The sequence below is a fragment of the Sphingobacterium paucimobilis HER1398 genome (assembly GCF_000416985.1).
Taxonomy (GTDB): Bacteria; Bacteroidota; Bacteroidia; order Sphingobacteriales; family Sphingobacteriaceae; genus Sphingobacterium; species Sphingobacterium paucimobilis.
This window is the reverse complement of sequence record NZ_ATDL01000021.1, coordinates 160,471-182,428: the sequence shown is the minus strand read 5'-3', so window position 1 is coordinate 182,428 and position 21,958 is coordinate 160,471. Positions and strand designations below refer to the sequence as shown.

At 42.0% G+C, this 21,958-nt stretch carries 18 protein-coding genes; 6 read left to right on the top strand and 12 right to left on the bottom strand.

Translation table 11 applies throughout. From position 1 onward, the window contains the following. Positions 1 to 15: 15 nt before the first annotated feature. Entirely contained in the window at positions 16 to 1,002 is a 987-nt protein-coding gene (locus M472_RS41375; RefSeq protein ID WP_021069426.1) for a hypothetical protein, read from the bottom strand. A gap of 194 nt (positions 1,003 to 1,196) precedes the next feature. Here M472_RS41375 and hflX point away from each other — a divergent pair, with 194 nt between their 5' ends. From hflX to lipB, 3 genes are read left to right on the top strand one after another with little or no spacing between them, the layout of a single operon-like run. After that, complete coding sequence (hflX, locus tag M472_RS41370) at positions 1,197 to 2,387, top strand: GTPase HflX (protein WP_021069425.1); 1,191 nt, start codon at positions 1,197 to 1,199, stop codon at positions 2,385 to 2,387. A gap of 36 nt (positions 2,388 to 2,423) precedes the next feature. Continuing rightward, the gene (locus M472_RS41365; protein ID WP_021069424.1) at positions 2,424 to 2,783 is read left to right on the top strand and encodes a four helix bundle protein; all 360 of its coding nucleotides are present in this window, start codon (positions 2,424 to 2,426) and stop codon (positions 2,781 to 2,783) included. 34 nt (positions 2,784 to 2,817) lie between these two features. After that, on the top strand, positions 2,818 to 3,516 hold the full coding sequence (gene lipB, locus M472_RS41360) for a lipoyl(octanoyl) transferase LipB (RefSeq protein ID WP_021069423.1): 699 nt from the start codon (positions 2,818 to 2,820) through the stop codon (positions 3,514 to 3,516). 80 nt (positions 3,517 to 3,596) lie between these two features. Here lipB and M472_RS41355 read toward each other — a convergent pair whose 3' ends face one another. The 8 genes from M472_RS41355 to M472_RS44740 all read right to left on the bottom strand — a co-directional run bounded on the left by M472_RS41355 (position 3,597) and on the right by M472_RS44740 (position 14,281). Then, complete coding sequence (locus M472_RS41355; RefSeq protein ID WP_144062657.1) at positions 3,597 to 4,622, bottom strand: hypothetical protein; 1,026 nt, start codon at positions 4,620 to 4,622, stop codon at positions 3,597 to 3,599. A 175-nt stretch (positions 4,623 to 4,797) separates the two neighbouring features. Continuing rightward, positions 4,798 to 6,567: a RagB/SusD family nutrient uptake outer membrane protein gene (locus M472_RS41350; protein ID WP_021069421.1), complete on the bottom strand. Its 1,770-nt coding sequence runs from the start codon at positions 6,565 to 6,567 to the stop codon at positions 4,798 to 4,800. Positions 6,568 to 6,579: 12 nt separating this feature from the next. Further along, positions 6,580 to 10,113 (bottom strand): SusC/RagA family TonB-linked outer membrane protein, encoded by a 3,534-nt coding sequence (locus M472_RS41345; protein ID WP_021069420.1) that lies wholly within the window; start codon positions 10,111 to 10,113, stop codon positions 6,580 to 6,582. A 133-nt stretch (positions 10,114 to 10,246) separates the two neighbouring features. After that, the gene (locus tag M472_RS41340) at positions 10,247 to 11,371 is read right to left on the bottom strand and encodes a FecR family protein (RefSeq protein ID WP_021069419.1); all 1,125 of its coding nucleotides are present in this window, start codon (positions 11,369 to 11,371) and stop codon (positions 10,247 to 10,249) included. 84 nt (positions 11,372 to 11,455) lie between these two features. Then, positions 11,456 to 11,977, bottom strand: a complete 522-nt coding sequence (locus M472_RS41335; RefSeq protein WP_021069418.1) for an RNA polymerase sigma-70 factor — start codon at positions 11,975 to 11,977, stop codon at positions 11,456 to 11,458. 156 nt (positions 11,978 to 12,133) lie between these two features. Beyond that, positions 12,134 to 13,366 (bottom strand): SH3 domain-containing protein, encoded by a 1,233-nt coding sequence (locus tag M472_RS41330; RefSeq protein ID WP_144062656.1) that lies wholly within the window; start codon positions 13,364 to 13,366, stop codon positions 12,134 to 12,136. A 26-nt stretch (positions 13,367 to 13,392) separates the two neighbouring features. Further along, positions 13,393 to 13,857, bottom strand: coding sequence for a hypothetical protein (locus M472_RS44745; protein ID WP_021069415.1), 465 nt, complete (start codon positions 13,855 to 13,857; stop codon positions 13,393 to 13,395). 19 nt (positions 13,858 to 13,876) lie between these two features. Beyond that, the gene (locus M472_RS44740; protein WP_021069414.1) at positions 13,877 to 14,281 is read right to left on the bottom strand and encodes a hypothetical protein; all 405 of its coding nucleotides are present in this window, start codon (positions 14,279 to 14,281) and stop codon (positions 13,877 to 13,879) included. Positions 14,282 to 14,463: 182 nt separating this feature from the next. On the opposite strand from M472_RS44740, the gene M472_RS41325 reads away from it, so the two are divergent. The 3 genes from M472_RS41325 to M472_RS41315 are packed head-to-tail and all read left to right on the top strand — an operon-like array spanning position 14,464 to position 17,989. After that, the gene (locus M472_RS41325; protein WP_144062655.1) at positions 14,464 to 15,684 is read left to right on the top strand and encodes a hypothetical protein; all 1,221 of its coding nucleotides are present in this window, start codon (positions 14,464 to 14,466) and stop codon (positions 15,682 to 15,684) included. 29 nt (positions 15,685 to 15,713) lie between these two features. Then, a complete protein-coding gene (locus M472_RS41320) occupies positions 15,714 to 16,265 on the top strand; it encodes a hypothetical protein (protein ID WP_144062654.1) in 552 nt (183 codons plus the stop codon). 11 nt (positions 16,266 to 16,276) lie between these two features. Next, the gene (locus M472_RS41315; RefSeq protein WP_021069411.1) at positions 16,277 to 17,989 is read left to right on the top strand and encodes a HEPN domain-containing protein; all 1,713 of its coding nucleotides are present in this window, start codon (positions 16,277 to 16,279) and stop codon (positions 17,987 to 17,989) included. A 52-nt stretch (positions 17,990 to 18,041) separates the two neighbouring features. Here M472_RS41315 and M472_RS41310 read toward each other — a convergent pair whose 3' ends face one another. The 3 genes from M472_RS41310 to M472_RS41300 form a co-directional block, all read right to left on the bottom strand. Then, positions 18,042 to 18,821, bottom strand: coding sequence for a hypothetical protein (locus tag M472_RS41310; RefSeq protein WP_021069410.1), 780 nt, complete (start codon positions 18,819 to 18,821; stop codon positions 18,042 to 18,044). A 434-nt stretch (positions 18,822 to 19,255) separates the two neighbouring features. Further along, positions 19,256 to 20,443, bottom strand: coding sequence for a TlpA disulfide reductase family protein (locus tag M472_RS41305; protein WP_144062653.1), 1,188 nt, complete (start codon positions 20,441 to 20,443; stop codon positions 19,256 to 19,258). Between the two features lie 194 nt (positions 20,444 to 20,637). Continuing rightward, positions 20,638 to 21,957: a RagB/SusD family nutrient uptake outer membrane protein gene (locus M472_RS41300; RefSeq protein ID WP_158499879.1), complete on the bottom strand. Its 1,320-nt coding sequence runs from the start codon at positions 21,955 to 21,957 to the stop codon at positions 20,638 to 20,640. Position 21,958 lies beyond the last annotated feature (1 nt).

Genomic DNA, 21,958 nt, shown 5'->3' with positions numbered 1-21,958 from the left:
AGAGGATAGTATGGTCTACTGCAAGCTATTAATCCGATTGATCAATTCTTGTTTCGTCGAGGTAGCTATATCTTGCTGCTCGATATGAATAACCGCATCGGCTGCAATAGTCACTTTCTTAATACTGTAAGCCAGCGCTCCATTACTCTCTGAGACAAAAACCACATGCAAAGACATACCGATAGGCACAAAACCATAGTGCTCTGTAAAAAATTTACCTGCCGAATCCCAAGTATCCAATTGAGCCAACAGATTAGGTTGATCCTCATAAGCAAGATACACACCTGTGTTGTCGTTATTATATCCTGCCGGAAGAGTCACTTTAATCTTTGTTTTAGGCCGCGGATCACTATAAAAACGGTCTACATTGGTCCAACCAAACGCAGTGCCCCATATCGAATAAGTTGTATTTTCACCATTCATATTCAGACCGCCTTCTTTATCTCCCGGTTCGATTTCATCCCAGGCCAAGTTTCCATCCTGATCGATAATACCATTCCAAAGTTTCATGTCATTATCCAATCCTCCGGTATGTGAAGCAGGCAGAGATACGCTAAAGACACAACCTGAAGTCAGCTCCTTATCCCCCTGTGTAATTTTGAGGTTATACTGCCCGCCAGTCACCAGCGGCTCTTTCTTGCCGTCGGCATTGATACCCATCACAGGCTTATTGGCTACAACCATATTACCACGGTCATAGATTTCGACGAATGACAATGTCGCATCGCCTGTCGCCAAAGCACCACTCTGATCACGAAGACAATTGGCACTGATCTGTATCCTAGCCCCTTTAGCTGTCGTAAAATCAAGTCCATCAGCAACTTTAAAATCTTTTTTCTGTGTCAGATCAGCCAGAGCCTTAGCTCTCATATCTTTAAAATTCGCTGTAGATGGTGCCGCTATGGTCGGAGCCGGGTCAGCACCATCATTCTTACATGAAGATGCGATAAAAGATACGGCCAGCAATGCCACTAATAGTCTGGAAGTAAAGTTTGTTTTCATATCATTATAAGTTTAAATATTGTCATTCCTTCTGTTTGTATTATGATATAAACCCGTCCCTTGAAATGTTACCCCCTATTTTATTTTTTTATAAAAAACATTCATCTTTTAATTATTCAATAGCTCCGTAAAAAAACCATTATCTTTGTTTCCTTGTTCTTAGTAGACAGTAAGACAAGTACTAAAAGATATATATGGGAAAAACGAAGATATACGACACCGCCATAAAACAAGAGACCGCCGTATTGGTATCAGTCATCACACCCGACATTTCGGAAGAAACTGCGCAGGAATATTTAGAGGAATTACAGTTTTTGGTAGAGACTGCAGGAGGAGATACAAGAGGTGTATTCACTCAAAAATTAGCGAAACCAGAGCATGCTACATTTGTCGGTACTGGCAAGCTGCAGGAAATAAAAGAATATGTAGAAGCCGAGGATATTGATATGATTGTCTTTGATGACGAGCTAACTCCTTCTCAACTGCGGAATATTGAAAAAGAATTGAAGCGTAAGATATTGGACCGCTCCAGTCTGATCCTGGATATTTTTGCCAAACACGCACAGACAGCTCAAGCGAAGACACAAGTGGAGTTGGCTCAGCTGCAATATCTATTGCCCCGTCTAACCCGGATGTGGACCCACTTGGAACGCCAACGAGGTGGTATCGGTATGCGTGGTCCTGGTGAGTCACAGATAGAGACCGATAGACGGATTATTTTAAATAAGATCTCTCTGCTAAAAGAACGCTTAAAAGTCATCGATAAACAGAATGAGACCCAACGCAAGAATCGCGGCGAAATGATCCGTGTGGCGTTAGTGGGGTATACCAACGTGGGCAAATCGACTATTCTCAACATGATATCCAAAGCGGATGTCCTGATTGAGAACAAGCTCTTTGCAACATTAGATACAACAGTGCGCAAGGTGGTCATCGACAACCTTCCTTTTTTACTGTCCGATACAGTTGGTTTTATCCGTAAGCTACCGCATCACCTGGTCGAATCCTTCAAATCCACATTAGATGAAGTTCGCGAAGCTGATGTGCTGATCCATGTCGTTGACATCTCTCACCCCGACTTTGAGCATCATATCATTGCAGTCAATGAGACCTTGAAAGACATCAATGCGTTGGACAAACCGACAATTACCGTGTTCAATAAAATCGACATGTTCAAGCCTGCGGTAGAATTTGACGAGAACGGAGAAGAAATAAAAGTAACATTAAACGACTTTAAGAACTCCTGGATGGCCAAGAACTCCGATCCAGCGATTTTCCTATCAGCGACTAACAAAACGAATATAGAGGAATTCAAAGAGAAGCTCTACGAAGTCATTTCAGACTTACATAACAAACGATATCCGTATAATAATTTGCTATATTAGGTTATAGAGTTATAAGAGTTAAGAAGTTATATAGGTATGGTAAAGTCACATAAGGATTTAAAAGTTTGGGAGGAGAGCATGCTTCTTGTAAAAGATGTATACGAAATGACCAATTCTTTTCCTCCAGACGAGCGTTTTACTTTAGGTCAGCAAATGCGACGCTCAGCAATTTCTATACCTTCCAATATAGCCGAGGGGGCTGGGAGACGCGGGAACAAAGAGTGGGTTCGATTTATCTACATATCATTGGGTTCTCTTTCAGAACTCGAAACCCAAATTGATATAGCCAAAATGCTAGGCTTCATAGAGGAAAATAAAATCATTATAGACAGAGTTACGTTCATACGAATTATGGCGACAAAGTTGATAGCTAGTCTAGACAACTCAACAACATAACTTTCATAACCTCTATAACTGTCATCACTTTACAATGAACAAAAAAGTACAATTCACCGACTGGGGCTTGGTAGACTACCAAGAGGCATGGGACAGGCAAGAGAAAATCTTTGCGGACACATTGGCTATTAAGCATGACAATCGGGTCAACGATACCAAACACCCTACCCCCAATCATCTTATATTCACAGAGCACCCTCATGTGTATACGCTGGGAAAGAGTGGACATCCAGAATACCTCTTACTGGATGAGGAGGAACTTAAAGCAAAAGACGCTAGATTCTATAAAATAAACCGCGGTGGAGATATCACCTATCACGGTCCTGGACAGATTGTCGGTTATCCGATCTTAGACTTGGACAACTTTTTCACCGACATCCACCTCTACCTGCGCACTTTGGAAGAAGCCATTATACTGACATTGGCCGATTACGGAATACAAGCCGGACGGTACGACGGTTTTACAGGCGTATGGCTTGATGCGGACAATGATAAAGCCCGTAAAATATGTGCGATGGGCGTACGAGCTTCCCGCTGGGTCACCATGCACGGTTTTGCCTTCAATGTCAACGCCGATCTCGAATACTTTGGCAACATCATCCCCTGCGGTATTGATGACAAGGATGTAACCTCCATGGAGCGAGAGCTGGGACGTAAACTCGACATGAGTGAGGTCAAGGATAAACTTAAACAACACATCGCTGACCTGTTCCATATGGAACTGCAGGATTAGAACAAAAAAAGGCACCCGTAACGGTGCCTTTCGCGTTGAAATATATTGATTTTTAAAAGTTGAACATTATTCAAGATGTTCTATTGTATCACCTCAATTCCAAAGCCATAATCTGTCAGCACTTGCGTATTCACCAGCGTATTACTATTGAGATCAAACTCGTAATAGCTCGTTTCCACGGTTGGAGTGCTCTGGCTCATGCTCGTCAGGTAATAGGTCTTGTCACACTCGCGATAAGCCGCTGAATAAAACTCCGTATTGATTGCTGCATTGATCGCCAATAGGGTGGTATGGGTTCCCGTATTAGGATTTATCTTTACCAACGAAAATCCGTTGGCATCCCTTTTTAGGGCGATTAAGCCAAGGCTCTGCGAATACTTTACTCCATAAAAAGCCACCCAATCATTAGCCTGTGAAAACGATGGATATAGATCGATATGACTTGCGGTATTCGTAGCCGTATTGACTGTAATCAAATTAGTTCCGGATAAGAAATAAAGCTTGTCAACACCATTACTGGTCGACGACATACTCTCATTTGCGAAGAAACTATGATTATCAAAAGTCCTATCCGCTACTGGTATAGGTAGTGCAGCACCCGTCGTACCGTTTTGCATATTGAAGCTATTTATCATATAATGCTCCCCTACTCCTGAAGAGGCATAGCTCTGATCCACTGCTATCACATAAGCATTCCCGTTACTGAGCGCTGGTGCAGCAAAGTTGGTTTGTACCGCATAGGCTTGTCCTACTCCAGTATTCACATCAAATTTAAGATAGGCTTCTGCACGTGATATCAACATACCATGTACCCCTGTAGCCTTATTGTAAAAAGAGCCATTAGTTGGAAGTTCAAAGGTAAGCCTATGGTCCGTGCCCACGGTACCCAAGAGCGATCCCGACGATGGATTCAGTCCGTTGACCGCAAACTTATTGTAAGCAACACTGGCCTGATAACTGCCATCAAAAGCCACGCGGAGCATAACCAGATTGTTCAGCACACACGCATCAGCTGGTTGCTCGGGCTCTACCCCTTCGTTAGAGCATCCCACGGATGCCATACCCAATAAGAGTATTAAAATAGAGTTCAATGTAAATCTTTTCATGTCATTTAATTGTTGGTTCAGTTAGATATCAACAGTACTCCGTGATTGTTACCCCTCTGTTCCATTTTATTAAAAAAATAAAAAGACCTTTCCTATCATCCCCCCTCCTTCAATAGCCCTCTTTTCCCTTCAATGAATAAAGGCACCCCAGAGAGGTGCCTTTATTTTGAACCAGTTATTCCAATGTAGGATTAAAAGTTCCTCCCCAATCTTTGTTTTGCAACAATTTGGGATTTTTATCAATCGATGTCTGTAAAATAGGAAAGAAGTAATAACTGTCTGGTACGATATTCTCCTTTGCTCCGGTGTTAGGTACCTGTCTCAGGACATATTTAAACTGATTCTCCTGCAGTTGATAGGTTTTAGCCAGTCCTCCCGCAACCGTCAGATCCATTTCTGTTCCGTCCGTATTGATGGCGATCGCTTCCACCCCGTATTTTGTCTTATTATGCAGCACGTCCAATCTCCTCATTCTTCTCAGATCCCAGAATCGATGTCCCTCAAAACAGAACTCAATATTTCTTTCTGCCAAGATTGCATCTCTAAGATCAGCCTTGTCAACTGCTTTTATTCCGTACAAGCCATCATTACCAACCTCTATTCCTGCACGCATCCGTATTTCTTTCAAAATATCCATTGCAGTATTGAAGTCACCAGTCTCATTGGCCGCTTCTGCATAGTTCAACATGACCTCAGCAAAACGCATTACCACATAATCCACGTCATACTGCGTCTGCACCTCCGTCTGTTTCAGCGATAACTTGGAGTTCTTGAGGATAAAAAAGCCACTATATCTATTCAGGTTCTCTGACGGCGTATTGGCCTTTGGATTCACACCAAAGTCATCCAGTGCTGGAGCCACGCCTACCGAAGTATACTGACGCTTGCCTGCCTTGCCCGACACTTCATAGATCTTACCGTTCCAGACAATGGACTTATCAAAACGGGGATCTCTATTCTCCCAATACGACTGTAAAAACTGTTCATCTGTTTTAAAATAGGTACTCGTAGGGTCATTGTACAACTTGCCATCCTTCATCGGAAAAGCTTTCACAAATTCCCAAGAAGGCACAGCTGCCGCCGGCCCCCTACTTTCTGACCCTGGGCGTACCCCATTATCCCAATTGGCCACTTTATTTGGATACTTGTTGATTACTGCAAATACGACTTCGGGTCCCTTCTCCTGTAAGGCAATATTCTGATAATCTGGCGTCAACGCATAGCCGTCAGCCTTCAAACGATCATAAGCCGCTTTATTGGCAGTATAGGCTTCTGCCCAATAAGCATTCCCGAAAGGGTTACTGGGATTGAACTGCGGAGACGCCTTATACAACAGTACCTTAGCTTTAAAAGCTATCGCAAAGTTACCGTCAATTTTCCCATAGTTATCACTGCTTTTGGCAATTACTTTCGGCAACAGGGCCGTAGCCTCATCCAGGTCTTTGATCATCAGATCAAAACATTCTTTGGTACTGTTACGGGTGACCTGTAGGTCATCCTTAGAGCGATCCTGAGGTGTGGTAATATAGGGAACCCCACCATGATGCTTCACCATATCAAAATACAGGTATGCCCGCATAAAAAGCAACTGTCCCAAGGCGTCATTCTTCACCTCCGCAACCAGTCCCGTCCCCTCATTGATCTTATGAATAGCCGTATTAATTTTACGTATATTAGTATAGTTCCAAGACTTGAATGTGGTATCATTTACGGTCACCGCATCCAAGGGGAAATTAATTCCGATCAATTGCTCCGAATACCTATCCGCACTAACTGACCAATTACCAAAAACCCCATACAGATTGGCCAAGTAGGCATTCACAAGATTCGGATCATTCCATACCTTATCCTCATCCAGCGAGTTCAAGTCATCAATATCGAGTACATTTTTACAAGAGGCAATAGTTAGAAACGATGCTATAATTATATAAAATATCTTCTTCATTGTCGTTCACATTTAAAATTTAACATCAATACCTACCGCATACGTTTTCATGACCGGATAAGAATCATACATTTTCTGCTCCGGATCGTGGAATTCGGTCATCTTAGAGAAGACGAATAGATTCGTCCCATTAAAGAAAACATTCACCCCTTTAATCTTCATACGATCTGTTATTGCCAGAGGTAGACTATAAGAGACATTCAAATCACGAAGACGAAGATAAGCCCCATTACGGATCCAGAAAGAAGAAGCATTAGTTCCTGATTCGACCCAATTGGCACCTACCGCACGCGGATATTTGGCTCCTGGATTTTCGGCAGTCCATACATCATCTGCCCATATCGGATAGTACGGTCTAAACCCACCTCCATGCTGACGCATACCAGGCCCATCCAGATTACTGATAATACGATCATAAGCCAATACCCCTTGGAACAATGCCGACACCGAGATTCCTTTCCACGACCCATTCAGACCAAAGCCATAGTTGATCCGTGGTGTATTATTTTCAGACAATAAGACCATATCATTGTCATCAATCTTTCCGTCTGGTCCGCCCGAGTAATTTGACCCGCGCTGATCTTTGTACAGGATCATTCCCAGGTAAGGATCCCTTCCATATGTTTTAAATCCCTGTGTTTTCAGTGCGTCCAATTGTTCTTGGGTACGTACGATGTCCACAGCCTCGAGTCCCACGATTCTATTCTCCGCACGACCCACTCTAGATCTGAAATTTTGAACACCACCGGCCCCATAAGAAGGCTCCTCATCATAGATATCCCACCTATCTTTTGCATAGCCCATGTTTGCTGTGATACCATAGGATACCTCACCAATCCGGTCATTCCAATTCAGTGATACTTCCCCACCTCGATAACTCCGGGCCGCATAGTTTTCAGGTGCCAGTTCACGCCCATACGTGTCCGGCAAAGCATTCTGCCTACGACCGAGAATATCGGTCTCCTTACGCACAAATCCATCCAATGAACCGCTAAGCCTACTGTTTAACATCGCAAAATCTATCCCGAGGTTATAACTTTTAGAAGTCGTCCAGGTCAGATTTTGCGTCGGATTATTTCCATAAGCAATCCCGTTGTAATAACGGTCTCCGAATACAGAGCCACCACTTGGCGTATACTTCTCCCGATACAGGAACTGTCCAATTCGCTTAGCCTCAACATTCAAATCATTCCCCGTCGAACCATAAGAAGCTCGCAGTTTCAGGTCATTCACCGTATTTTTTAAATCAGCAAAGAAGCTTTCTTCCGACACACGCCAAGCTGCCGACATGGATGGAAAAAATCCCCAACGCTTGTCATTTGGAAATAATGGCGAACCGTCATATCTAAAAGAAAACTCTGCAATATATCGATCGGCAAAGTTATAATTTGCACGTCCAATTATCCCTCTGCGCGAATCCACTGTTTCTTTTGCCGTCGTCGACCTAAAATTACGATCCGTTGGATAGATAAACATCTGATCTAAACTTACAATCGGGCTCTCTGCGCGAGAATTGATAAAAGTGCCGCCCTCCTTGAACTGCTCATATACCAATACGGCATCGATACCATGTTTATTAAATTTACGGCTATAGTTCAAAAACCAGTTGACCTGATATTGCCAGGTTCGCTCTGGTGTGTAATCCATAAAAGGCTGCGCCTGACTGAAGGTGAATACATTGATTTTATCCTCCGAAGGCGGAGCTGGAATAAATCTATTTCCGTTAGGATCTAAAGAAGTAAAAGTATAGTTCTTCTGGAATGTCATAAACTGTTTTTTCATATAGTCTTCCGCGACGTACGAACCAACCACTTTTGTTGACAATCCTTCGATCAATTTATCCAACTTATAATTCAGCGTAAGAATCGGATTCACCTGTCTGACTTTACGATTAACGTAGCGATCTCCAATAACCTGATCGATCACATTCCAAGCCTGCCAAGACCCCATCGGTGTCTGCACCGGATATTCGGTAGGCGTATTGCTTGGTGTTCCATCAGCATTTAGATAAAACGGATACATCTTCGGCCAGTTGAACGTCACCCGATAAAAATCTGCCACATCAAAATCGTCATCATCAGCCGACGTACTAAACGGCCAAAAGAAACGATCAGAATTCGTCTGGTTCATGGCAACATTCACATCCACACTAAAGTCATCCGAAAGCTGCGCACTGATATTGCTTCGCAGATTGAACTTTTCATGCTCCAATGTCTTATAGGATCCCAGTTCTTTACGATAGCTCACCAGATTATAATAGGTGATTTTATCGCCCCCACCATTCACTGAGATAGACTGTCGGTGACTGAAAGGATTACGCCATATCACATCATTGACACTATATTTCTTGTCCAGAAAGTAGTCAAACTCTTCCTTTCCATTCGGTGCGACAAAAGGATTCTTACGATCCCCCTGCTCCCAGTTAAACTGAGCAACCCTATTTTGATAGGTCAGCTCATCGGCAGCAGTCGTAATGTCCGCTAGCAACGTCTGTGTGGGCGCACTGAAGTTATAACTACTCTGCACATTGAATACCGGCGCTTGATTCGTCCCCTTTTTAGTCGTCACGACAACAACCCCATTACCCGCTCTCGTTCCATATACAGCGGCCGTTGCCGCATCTTTCAAGAAACTCATCTGATCCACTTCATTCGCTTCGAGCGCATCAAAAGCAGCCTTATCCCTCACGATACCATCGATAACATACAGAGGTTCCGCAAAACTGCCCCGTATACGCAGGCTTGATGATGCGCCAGCCATTCCCGATGTGTTGGTCACATTTACACCAGGTGCACGTCCAGCCAGTGTATTTGACAGATTCGACGGCGCGATATTCTTCAGTTGATCCGCATTTACCGAACTTATCGGACCTGTCAAGTTAGCTTTACGCTGCCGTCCGTACCCCACCACGACCACTTCATCCAAAGCATCGATCTCTTCTTCCAGGGTAATCTGCACCCCATCCATCTTATCTACAGTCACAAGCTGCGTCTTAAACCCAAAGTACCGTACCTCAATAACATCCCCCAGCTTACCAGCCACAGCAAAATCACCTGTTACAGAAGAGGCCGTCGACTTGCCTCCCTGTATGGCTACCGTAGCTCCAGATATCGGGTTGCCCTGAGCATCCACTACACGGCCAGAGATCGGCTTCTGCAACTTAGTAGTAGCAGTCGACCGTTCATCTCTTTTTATCACTACTGTGTTATCGTGTATGGTAAAGATCAAGTTACGTTCGCCCAATACCTTCAGAAGCGACTGGTCCAAGGTTTCATCCTTAACGCTTACGGAAGTTCGCTCGGCAGCCAACAATCCGTGCTCATACACAAAACGTACCCCTGTCTGTTTGGATATTGCACCCAAAACCTGCTCAACTTTACCGTTTTTAACATTTAACGTTACCTGACCATTGGTCGTAGCGAAGCTAGTGAACATTGAGGTTACTAAAATTAAACCTGTCAATTTCATCTTAATCAGCGTTTTCAAAAACCGTCTTTCCCTCTTGGTCAGGGACACGTCGATTTTTGAATATTTTTTAATATTCATAAATTTGTAAAGAATTTAATGGTTTATAACAAATTTGAATTCATCTTTAGCGGAGGTATGGCAGTACCTTCGCTTAGTTTTTCAATCGGTAGTGTTTTCTATCTCATATAGCGCCCTCCATGTTTTAGGTTTATTATCTTACAATTAGTTTATTCCCATCTATTAGATACTGATATCCAGTAAGGTCTTTCAGCACAGCACACACTCTCCCGAGCGTCACATTACGTTCGATACTACCCGAGTATCTTTTCTGCTCCAGTTTACGTTCGACATCCAGATCCACACCATACCATCGTTTCACCTCTTCCAGAATCGTTTCGATATCCTTATTATTGAAATTAAAGAATCCATCTTTTATACCCAGCGCGTCCTCTAGATGGCTTGATACCCCAGCATGCAGTTTTCCCTCGATTACATCTGCCTGATATCCCGCTTCTATAACCGCCTCACCATGTTCGGCTGTCAACTGCAGTCGTCCTTCTGTCAACAATACCTGTGGTTCTTTATTATCATAATTATTGACCGAAAAAGCTGTCCCCAGAGCACGTACTTGCAAGCCGTCTACCTCTACGATAAAAGGTCGCACTGTGTCTTTAGCGACCTCGAAAAAAGCCTCTCCTTTGAGCCTTATCCGACGCTCTGCCGAAGAAAATGCTGCTGAATATTCGACTTCAGATTCTGGACTAAGCCATACTTTGGTCCCATCCAATAAGACAATAGAATACGATGATCGAGTCGGTGTAATAATCTTATGTCTACGGTTACCTGCATCCGGCGTGCTCGGCCGCTGTCCCAGCTCCTTCCTTCCCAGCCGTTGAAAAAGCTTACCATCGACCTCAAAGATTGCTTGTTCGTCATTGGGGAGGACGTCATTTTTTTGCCCGTAAACCTTATCTTCAACAATATAGCTGAGCTGCTCACTGCTGGTATACCACCACAGTCCCAATAGTAAAACAGCAACCAGTGCTGCAGCCACAGATGTATACATCTTCCAATAGGATTGGAAAACAGCAGAGGGCTTTACCTCTTTAGAAACAGCCGTTTGAAACCGCTCCCATTCGTTATCGGAATCTATATTCCTTAAATCCACTGGAGTTTCGATTGCCCCTTTTTCCACTATATGCTGCAGATAGGCCTTGCCCGCTGGATATTTTTCCAGTAAGCTGCTCAACAATTCTTCTTGTTCAGCATTTAGACTATCACCTGCAACCAACATAGAGGCAAGCTCGGCAAATATAATTTTATCGGTTTCTATCATAATTTGTAACTAAGTAACTTGAAAATCAAAAAAGGGTGAGCGAAAGTTTATCTTATTCACAATAAAACTTCAACAAACTGACTATTAGATAAATAAAATTTTTAAGAAAGCAACAAGATAAAGAAGAAGTTTGCTTTTCAACAGGCGGAGGGCCCGCTGCCGTTGGCTCTTTACTGTATTTAGACTTATATTCAACAACCTAGCAACCTCTTCATATTTCTTTCCATCAAAATAGATGAGTTTACATACGTGCTGGCATTTATCGGGCAATGTAGAAAGTTCATTGTGAAGAACCCCTATTATTTCGGCACGGATTAAATCAGTGAGTTGATCTGTTTCACTCTCCTCCTCTCCCTTCAACTCAACATGTATCTTCTCTGCAGTGGCTTGTCTTCGCTTATAATTTAGGCATTGGTTTTTGACGGTACTATACAGAAAGCTTTTGATAACCCGCTCAGGACGAGCAAGAATATCCGTTCTATCCATTAAGACAATAAACGCTTCTTGTACTATATCTTTAGCGACTTCTTCAGAGTCTACGAAGGGGTACGCATAAACCGTCAACCGTACAAAATACTCTTTGAAAAGCGTTTCTATTCCCGACATGCCCAATCAATTAAGATTTTCAAAAACTGAACTCGGAGAATGTTTCCAAGACATGCCAAATTATAAATTTTTTATCGATTTCAAGCATCTGATTATCAAATCTGCAAAGGCACACAAGAATCTTTACTGATAACCAATAGGGCTATTCAACTTCCCTTAACAGTAATATACCGACTCGAAGGTTACAGGCAGACCATTTTTGAAGGTGATGGCAAAGAAGCCTGCATCCCCATTGGCGATACGGTAATAGTGGGGGTTCGCAGCCCAATCTACCGTCAGGAGATGTCCAAATTTAGTCACGAAATCTTTCTCGCTATAGCTGCCATCTATAATTTCCTTTCCAAGCACCAAAGCATGCTGCTCCGCAAAGTTAATCGAATACACCGAACCCACCATTTTGTTCTTTGCAGGATAATTCTCTTCAAATGCCAGAATCAAATCTGCCGATCGGTAGAAGAACAACGGTTCCCAACCGCATTCCGGTGAATCGGGAATATCTTTAACTTTTTTCAGATTCAGATCAGCCGCTTCCCTTTCGGAAATCTTACCATCCCAAAGCCTTCTGCCATGTATTAGGTAGTACATAGAAAGCTTACGCATTTCCTTTTCATAAACCTCATAGTCCAGATTCTCGAGCTTAGAGGCTAGAAGGAGCTCAAACTCGATATCCACCTTGGGGTTAGCCTGTCCCGATCGCTCCCAAGACTCTTTGTAATAACGTAGCGCCTGCAACATATCTGCTTTGTTGCTCGACCATCCGATTTCACGCAGACGGCTAGCCGCATTCAGTTCTTCTGTGATATCCTTATCTTTAACTTTCAGATACGCTTTCAAAAGTTCTGAATAGGTCAGTTCCATTCCCAGGTACTTGGCCTGTATATACTCCGGCTGTTCATGAAAATGATCACCTATATATACCCATCCATCATTATACAGTGGATAATAATCCAACAAAGTATGTTCATTGAGCCTAGCCTTACGTACGATCTTACCTTCGGTCGAAGGCTGATTACGCACACGCAGTTCGGCCACCTGCACATAGAGGTGCGGCCCCTGCTGACCTTCAGGTCCCCGGTAGAAATACTGAGCCGGCTCACCAGCAGACGTCTTACTGAACATCCGCGTATCCAGCGGCTGCTTGGCTATATAGCCTACATCGCCATTGCTGACCCTGATTTTGTAATGCGTACGTGTCGAATCCAGCACCGTAATCGATGCTTCGGTACAAAGGACACCTAATATGGAGTTTTTATTGTCCGGTGAAGACAGCAGGTGATCCCATTTCGAAGTATATACCGGCCTCCATTCTTTAGTCTGTGCATTTCCTAAAAACACAGCCAATACGCAGGTTACCATTCCTGCAAAAATTCTTTTACTGATACGCATCATCCGATTATCGGCGAGCCTGCCGATCTTTACTTTTTCTTTTTCTTTTTCTTCTTTTTCTCGTCCTTTCCCTTCTTCTCGAGTATTTCCACTCTCTTCTCCAGTTCCATAATATATAATGTCTGCTCGGTAACTAACTTCAAAAGTGTTTTAAACTCCTTGATAAGTTGGGTCTGTATCCCTACAAATGACATTTCGGCACCGATCATTTTTTGTCCCTGTTGCGCTGATTCCGTGACGTCAACAATAGCTTCTTTCCTCGATTGGTTACGTACCATCTCGCCTTCGCCAAGCAATAGCCATGATGGATTTATTTCAGGATACTTAGAAAATACTTTCAATAACGCATCCGAACTCAAACCTGATTTCTTCTGCTCACCTTTAAAATTAGCATAGGACATCCCCAGGTCCTTAAAAAACTCAATTTTGCTCATCTTCGCGTGTCCTGCAATCAGCAATATACGCTCTTTAACAGTAAGTGATAGATTGTCCATATAATTTGGTTTTTAATAATTAGTCTTTTCTTAGCAGCGATATTTCGCGTTCCAACAGCGCTAATTGTTTCTCCAAAGAGACAATTGTCTTCTCCTGTGATCTAATCGTCACTTCTTGAGAAGATATAACGCGCTGCATAGAATGAATGACCGCATTACTCACCCCCTCCAGCTCTGCATTTAAATAGGTTTCTGCACGATCTTCCGTTTTATTCGCCCCCTGCAACATCTCTCCTTTGCCTGTCAATAACCAATCCGTAGAATACTGCGGATAATTTTCCACCACATTCAACAACCATTTACTTTGAATATCAGTACCATTAGCTAAAGCTCTTGAAAAAACGCCCTTACTCGCACCAATTGCCGCTTCAAAAGCTGTTACACTCATCCCTTCATTATCCGCCAAAATCTTAATTCTCTTCATTAAAGAGCTCATACAAATATATTTTTCGTCAACAACTTTGTTTTGAAGATAATTAATTCTTATATTAGATTTTGAAAGAAGTAAATTATAAACACAAGCGTTAATTACCCAAAACTTACATTATGAAAAATACGTAAAAGAAACTAAAAGCGAAACACTTTAGGTATTTAAATAAAGATACCGTGAAGAATCCGATGATATATCTCGTCGATTTTTTCTCCCATGAATCAGATTTCAATCGATGCCTTGCGGATATAGATACCATCATCAATGCCTCTATAAATAAAAAAATGAGGAGTTCTAAATCGATGTTCTTTGGAGACAACATTATAGAACTCATCCGTCGGGTAGAAATTGCATACGTTATTTACAAAAAGTACAATATCCCAAAACAGAAGGAGCCTTTAGACTTTTTCTACAACCGACAGGATTATGTAAACTTTAGAGAGAACAAATCCATAACCAAAAACAATGAAGAAACACCCTACGACTCCATCAGTAAATTCTTTTCCTTTCAAAGTTTAAAAAAATGGTATGACACACTTGATACCCTGTGGATAAACATGATAGATAGAAGAGAAGAAATCGATATGCACGAAGCTCTAGGCGAAGACTACGTACTCGCAATCAGAGAGCTGTTCATGCGACTGACAATTTCTCTCCACCATATCTACGAAATAGGAGAGTTCCCTAAATATGAAATTAACGATCAGCTCGAAGAGAATGTAGTATCCAAAAACAACAATCAAAACACCAACGCGGCGACTGATTCAAACGACTTGGATACCCAGTCCAGCCCTGAAATCAGGAAACCCCAGATTGGTGACCCTCATAGAGATAGGATCCTAGAGGAGCTTAGAAAGATACTCCTTTACAATGATTTAGAAGGATGGCAGAGTGAATGTCAAATCCTCCATACAAGCATACATACAGAACACGATGACTGGAATGAGGCATTCAAAGAATCCCATCCAGGAACTACCTTTTACTTTTGTGTGTGTATTCATAAAATAATAAAATTCATCGATGAGAATGTGCGGAATATATGTGATCCTGATAAATTTCAATTTAAATCGATTACCACTCTACAATCTTGCCAACAGTTCATTCACGAAGGAAGAGTCATTACATTAAAGTATCTATCTTACTCTGAGATATCACAACCTGAATATTATTTATACCAACTTTTCGAAGAGCTTCCAGGATATGAGTGGGAGGACAAATTGAATGAAATTATAGAAATCTATCTCTCTTTAGATAATAACGAAAGTTTTGAAGGTAATGGAGGCTATTTAAAGTTCTTACAACAGCTCCAAAAATGCATTGAACTCAGCTTCATTATAGCCTTCAAAGATGAAATAGAATTCATAAGTCCAACTGAATCAGAGAAACTAGAAATGTAGCACAAAACAATCACAAACCACACACAACAATGGAAACAAAAACACACAAAATCAAAAAGCTTCGGTATCTCGCTCCAGAATACGCAAGCGAACCCAATCGATTTCTTAAGGAGATTGTACACGGTTGGGGTACCAATTGGTCTCTTAATTTTGGATTTCTATTCAGTTACTCCATGTGCCCCATGTTGGACAGAAACCGTGTCTTCGATTATGGTTTTACCTACCTTCATTTGGCGCAGATGATAGAAGCAGCCTACACTATACTTAAAATGCGGAATTGGCAACCGACATCAAAGAAAAAACTGTTTCAGTATAAAGATATTGGAGAATTAAACGCATTACTATTAGAGAAAGAAAAAGTAGATGCACAACGCATCATCTGCGATTTCTTTGGCTTTATGAGCTTAAGCGGTTGGTACAATTTCCTCGATGAGTTACTTCTATCCAGCGATATCAACAATAAAAGGCAACAGGATTATGAAATTGACCAGGAGCTCCTGATAGCCCGCGAATTCATCCTCCTACTTCCCGATGCTCTTCTACAAATCCACAAAGACAATGTAACCTATTTTCACCCTTAATCTTATTGGACATGACAACAACACTAGAAAGCAATTTTGAGATCATTTTCAAACATCTCACCGTCGACGAGATATTCTTATGGACCTACAACCGCAACGGAATCGTACAAACAATCGTACAAGTACATACGCACAACAAGCAACGCAGCAGCACCCTAAGGGAAAGATGCCAACGTGCACTGCAGCCCATGGAAGACCACTATTTTACCTTCTACAATACCAAAGAAGTACAGTCCAGAATCAACGATGGACTTGGCCGCTTATACCTCAACTGTCAGTCTAGAAACCGGATTTATGTAAATCCCGAACCGATAAATACAGTAATCCTTCCGGTGCTTGGTTCCGACGAGCTTCTTGAGCAAACAAGATCATATATAAAAAGAGAAAAGGACAAAATCACCGCCTTTATGGAAGGATACCATCTTTATTATAGCAAGGAAAACTATCCCAATGCGGCATTTATGCTTCATCAAGCGCTTGAAATATCATTACGCGTAGCACAGAAATTGTTACTAGGTGTCGAGGAGCGCTCGCACTCCCTGAAGCAGAACATAGATTTTTTCAGACCCTATGACCCCGTCTTGAGTACGCTGATCAGCACCAAAGAGGAGGAACTCGCTGTTCATAAATTAACGGAGTCATATACCTGCTCCCGCTACAAGAACAACTTTACGATGGATCTTCAGAAAATCGCGTTCTGCAAAGACATAGCTGACCGAACAATGACTTGGATAGTGGACTACGAACAGGAGCTACTGCAAGAAATAGAGGAAAAGTTTTCATCTATCCAGGAACCTCATCAACAAAGCAACATTATTAAAACCAAAATAGATATGGAAAAGTCAACAAACATCAACAACAACCACCGCGACCTTATCCACAATGCGCTGGAAACCTATGGACAGGTACATGGGCTTTACTGCTTTGCCTATGTGACACGTCAGGACAGTATGTGCAACCTACTGAATGTTCAGCAGTCACACCAGGAGATTCATCATTATTATCTCTTCGCGATTATGTCCAATCAGAACAGACCGATTATGGATCTTCAAAACTGTGTTATGCAGTTACTACCGGAGAAGATTAAAGTGACTTTAATCCAAGAGACACCGGAGCAGGTTGAAAAGAAACTGAAAAAGGGTGATGTATTTCGTACGAACCTAATGCAAGCTGGAGAGTGTTGGTATAGGAATAGGGATAGGGATAGGGAATATATAAAAGATGTAGGAGATCTTGAAATAGAAACTATAGATTGGTTAAAACTGGAAAACAAATGGAAAAATCATCAAAAGAAAGCACACGATTTAAAATATTTACCTAACGAATTTGCCTATGAAGTAGAATATGAAGCCACTATCTTTCTACTAGCTCTCTCGCTAGAACAAATTTGTTTAGGATTATTAAACACTCACCTACGCTATGCCCCACGTAGCACCAACCTAAACTACATGATGGATCTTTGCGAAGCTTTCTATCCCAATTTATGCTCAGTTTTTGTCCGTCACAATAAGCATAATCAAATTTACTTCTCCGCATTAGCAGAAGCTCAAGGCCAATATAAGCACTCCGATTGTTTCTTTGGTGGGGTCACAGAAATAGAAATACTAAACAAAAATATAACACAGTTTTCAGAGGACACAGATTACTTTATGAGAGACTATTTCCAAGAACAAAAACAGCTACAAGAAGTCAATAAAACCGAAAACATCGAACAATGCGCATAATAGAGACTAAAAAGCCTTGGTGTATCTTCGCATCGAGGCTTTTTTTGCAGCATTACACCCACTCTGTTCCCCCTTCTTGAGTAGATTTCTGCACGGGTGTTGATTCGCGGACCACATCTTTCATCAACTTTCCATTACGGATCCGAAAAACTTCCAGTATATCCGCTGCCATAAAAGCCTGACTATTGGACAAATAATCTTCCTTACCACCAGCATGCCATACACGACAACGAACCACCCCTGTTACAACAATCAAACAATTGTCCCAATCTGGCACTGAAAACTCTGTTTCTTTTGCCGGCGGCTCTTTACCTGGAAACACATGAAGTTCCTTCGAGTAGAGAAAGTCAATTTCATCATCCAATTCAAAGGGCACTTTCAAAGCATGATAACGAATGCATAGCGAACTTATCCCCTTATCAGTGCTTGCAACACGCCACAGCTTGTCGTCTAGAATTTTCACTAAAATATCTCTTTGATCCTCTCTATACCGAATCTCCGTTTGCCACGGAACAAGTCCGTAGAAGGTTCGTTTCTTATTCCAACGGAACTCTTTCAAAGTGGAGCTATTACCGTACCCTATCCGTAACTGCCCTAGCTCATGCTCCTCGTCCAGCCGAACGAGTTGACTTACCTTCTTCGTCAAACGATTAAAAACAGATCGGCTGGTCATCTCACGCCAATTTTTTTTACTGTATTGATATATCTTAGAACTCACCCTGCTAGCATAGGTAAAATCCACATTCGCAAGCTTGCTATTTTCACCAAGATTATAGTCTGCACCGCGCTTACGCAATTTTTGGGAAACAACTTCTTTGATAATTTCGTCCATAAAAGAGACAATTGGTTTAAAAAAAACTATAACAAACTTAAAACCTACAAGTTAACAAAAACTAGACAGCAGAACAAATAACACTCACAAAGTCCGTTCAAGTCTCCTTAAGTCTGCTCAAGTCCCCTCAACTCCGTTATAGCTTCGACTACGCTCCGATACACCTCCGTACCATCCTCGGGATTCCTTCGGGACAGCTTCGACTACCCTTCGATGATTCTTCGGTTACGCCTTGGCTCGAAGGCAAACGACAGCCGAAGAACAAGCGACCATAACCCGAACCTGTCTCGAACCTGTGCCCTAGCATTCTCGAAGCATCATGCAAGCACTACCGAAGGGCATAGCGTAAACCAGTACATAAAAAAATGCCTTAGATAATACTTTATCTAAGGCTGTTACATGTATGTTTGTTTTTGTGTGTTCGTATGTCAAAACTAAAATCCGTAAATATCTAACAATGCGGCATCCAACTTGGCTCCCCGCATATTGAAATCTACGATACGCCCTTCTGGATCCAGTAGTATTGCAAAAGGAATACCCTGAATGTTATAAGCTTGAGAAATTTCTCCTTTGAATCCGTTAGGATCGTTGAGCTGTGTCCAGGTCATCTTCTCCTCTTCCATTGCTTTCTTCCAGTGCTCATCCTTTTCATCGATAGAAATGCTGATGATTTTAAAACCGGAGTCCTTATATTTCTCATTGATTTTTACTAAATGTGGGATTTCGCCACGGCAAGGTCCACACCAAGAAGCCCAAAATTCTAACATACAATATTCTCCGTTAGGTACCAGGGATGATATCCTCGCTTTACCACCTTCTGGTGTTAATAACTCAAAGTCTTGGTATTTGGTATGCAAAGCCGTCATTTTAGCCCTTTCGGAGAGTTCCATAAAGCTCGTATAGCGTTCTGTACCGTACCATCCTTTTTTAATGATTTGTTGCAGATCCGTTATCTCTTCTTCAGTCAATTCCACAAACATCCCCAAGAAATTCATTCGCGCTTGGTCATAGGCTACTATCGAGGCTGGATTGCTGTGTATATATTCGAAAGTGGCGGCTTTGATATCCTTTGCAAGAGGTTCCATTGCCTTCGTAAGGCGTATTCCCTCTTCCGTATTATAAATACCATCCATCGTTGGCAGGTGGTACTTTTCCATATATTCTTTATCTAAAGCGGCTATCTGTACTCTTTTCTCTTTTAAAGACTCCTTAAAGGCTGTGTATTCATCTTCCGTTTTGGAACCTCTAACCATAGCTGCCTTTTTTTGCGGAGTATAGTAGTAGGTACTAATGCTATCAATGTGTCCTTCTATTGTAATTGGCGAATTTTCTAAATAAAAATGTGTACTCGTCCAATTTCGAGGTGAAGATTCTTTTCCTTTTGGGGTACGATCGATCACGACACGGTAGTACATGGGCGAAGGCACAGAACCCACAAATTTGAATTTCCCTTTTTTAATCACTGAGCTATCCACCTTAACATCTTCGGCATAATCATTTTTGTACAGATACACCTTGTTACCTTCTGTTTTTCCAGCGATAGTTCCTGTAATTGTATATTTCTCTTGTGCAATGGTAGCAATACTGCATAGAAGTAATGCTGCTGTTATTAATTTGTTCATCTGTATTTTTCTTTTTATTTCTTCGATCAAAAGGCGTCCAAGAAGTAAAGCAGCAAAAAATTTGTAAACTGCACCGTCATTTCGACCTTGTGGAGAAATCTAAAAACTTATAGGAGCTAACTCTTTTTAGTCCATAGATTCCTCCACTACGGTCTGAATGACGTCTACTTTCTTGGTAGACCACTCTCTTCAGTTTAAAAATTCTTTGGCATCCCCGGATTGAGCATCAATACACGTGATGGAATTTCAAACGTGAAACTGTAGTTCGCCGGATCAATACTTAACAGATCTTCATGATCGGAAGACTGTCGTGTAGCTTTTGATCCTAGTCCCAATTTTGCCAGACGTTTCATATCCATCCAACGTGCAGAACTAAATGCCAACTCCCTTCTACGCTCATTAATCACCCAATTCATGACCTCAGCTTTGCTGGACGATACCAATGGCTCATAGGCGTAGTCGGCTATCCGCAAAGCCCTGAGCTCATTAACGATATCCAAGGCACCTCCAAGATCATTATCCTGTACCAGCGCTTCCGCCTGGGTGAGTTTTAACTCGGAAAAACGTATGCCATACATTCCCCAACCGTTCTCTCCACGCATGTAAAGACCATCACCAAGATCATACGCTAGTAACAACAATCTTAGATCATCTCCTTCAAAAAGATGGAGCAGATCATTGGAATAATACACATAATAATTCATGGTATAATCTGTAGCAGTCCTCAACCAAAGCATTTCTGGATCTTCTTCCTGGCTTGGGTACTCATACGCATTATAATCTAGGATTTCGTGTGGTTCCTGCAGCGCTAGTGTTGCATATTTTTTTGCTTCAGGAAAATCTCCCATATACAGATTTACCCGGGATAATATGGCTTGAGCTACGGCCTTATTAATCCGTACTTTGTTCAGCCGATTCGCATCAAGGTAGCCTTCTGCTTCTTTGAGATCATGGACAATCTTATCCATGGTAGCCTGCAAGGTCGAACGATCTGGAGTCTTTGTAGTCACATCCGTATAGGTCACCCAAGGAATACCTGGCAGGCTACCTGCTGTGACTGGATCGTATGCTTTGGTAAAAGCAGTAACAAGTACAAAGTGTGCATTTGCCCGTTCGACAAGAGCTTCCCCCAATAGACGTTTTTTTTGTGCTTCGCTGGCATCGGTTACAGCCATGATATTATTAATAATAATATTGGCGTTATAAATCTGTCGGTATAGCGATCCCCAGATTGCAGGTGTTGCATCATTATCTACATCGATAATTGATTTCCAGAAGTAAGCGTTTGCAATTGGGTCCTGTGCTACCGGAGAATAAGAGGCATTGATATCGTCCGTAGCGTATACCAAATAATCGGGATAACAATTGGTATTGACTGCTGCATTTAATATCCCATTGAATTCCTCAAAACGCTTTGGTATCACAATACCTTTGGGCTCGACATCCAAATATTTATCGCAGGAAGAGAACAAGCTTACTGCGAAAATCAATCCTAATATATATTTAAAGTTCATG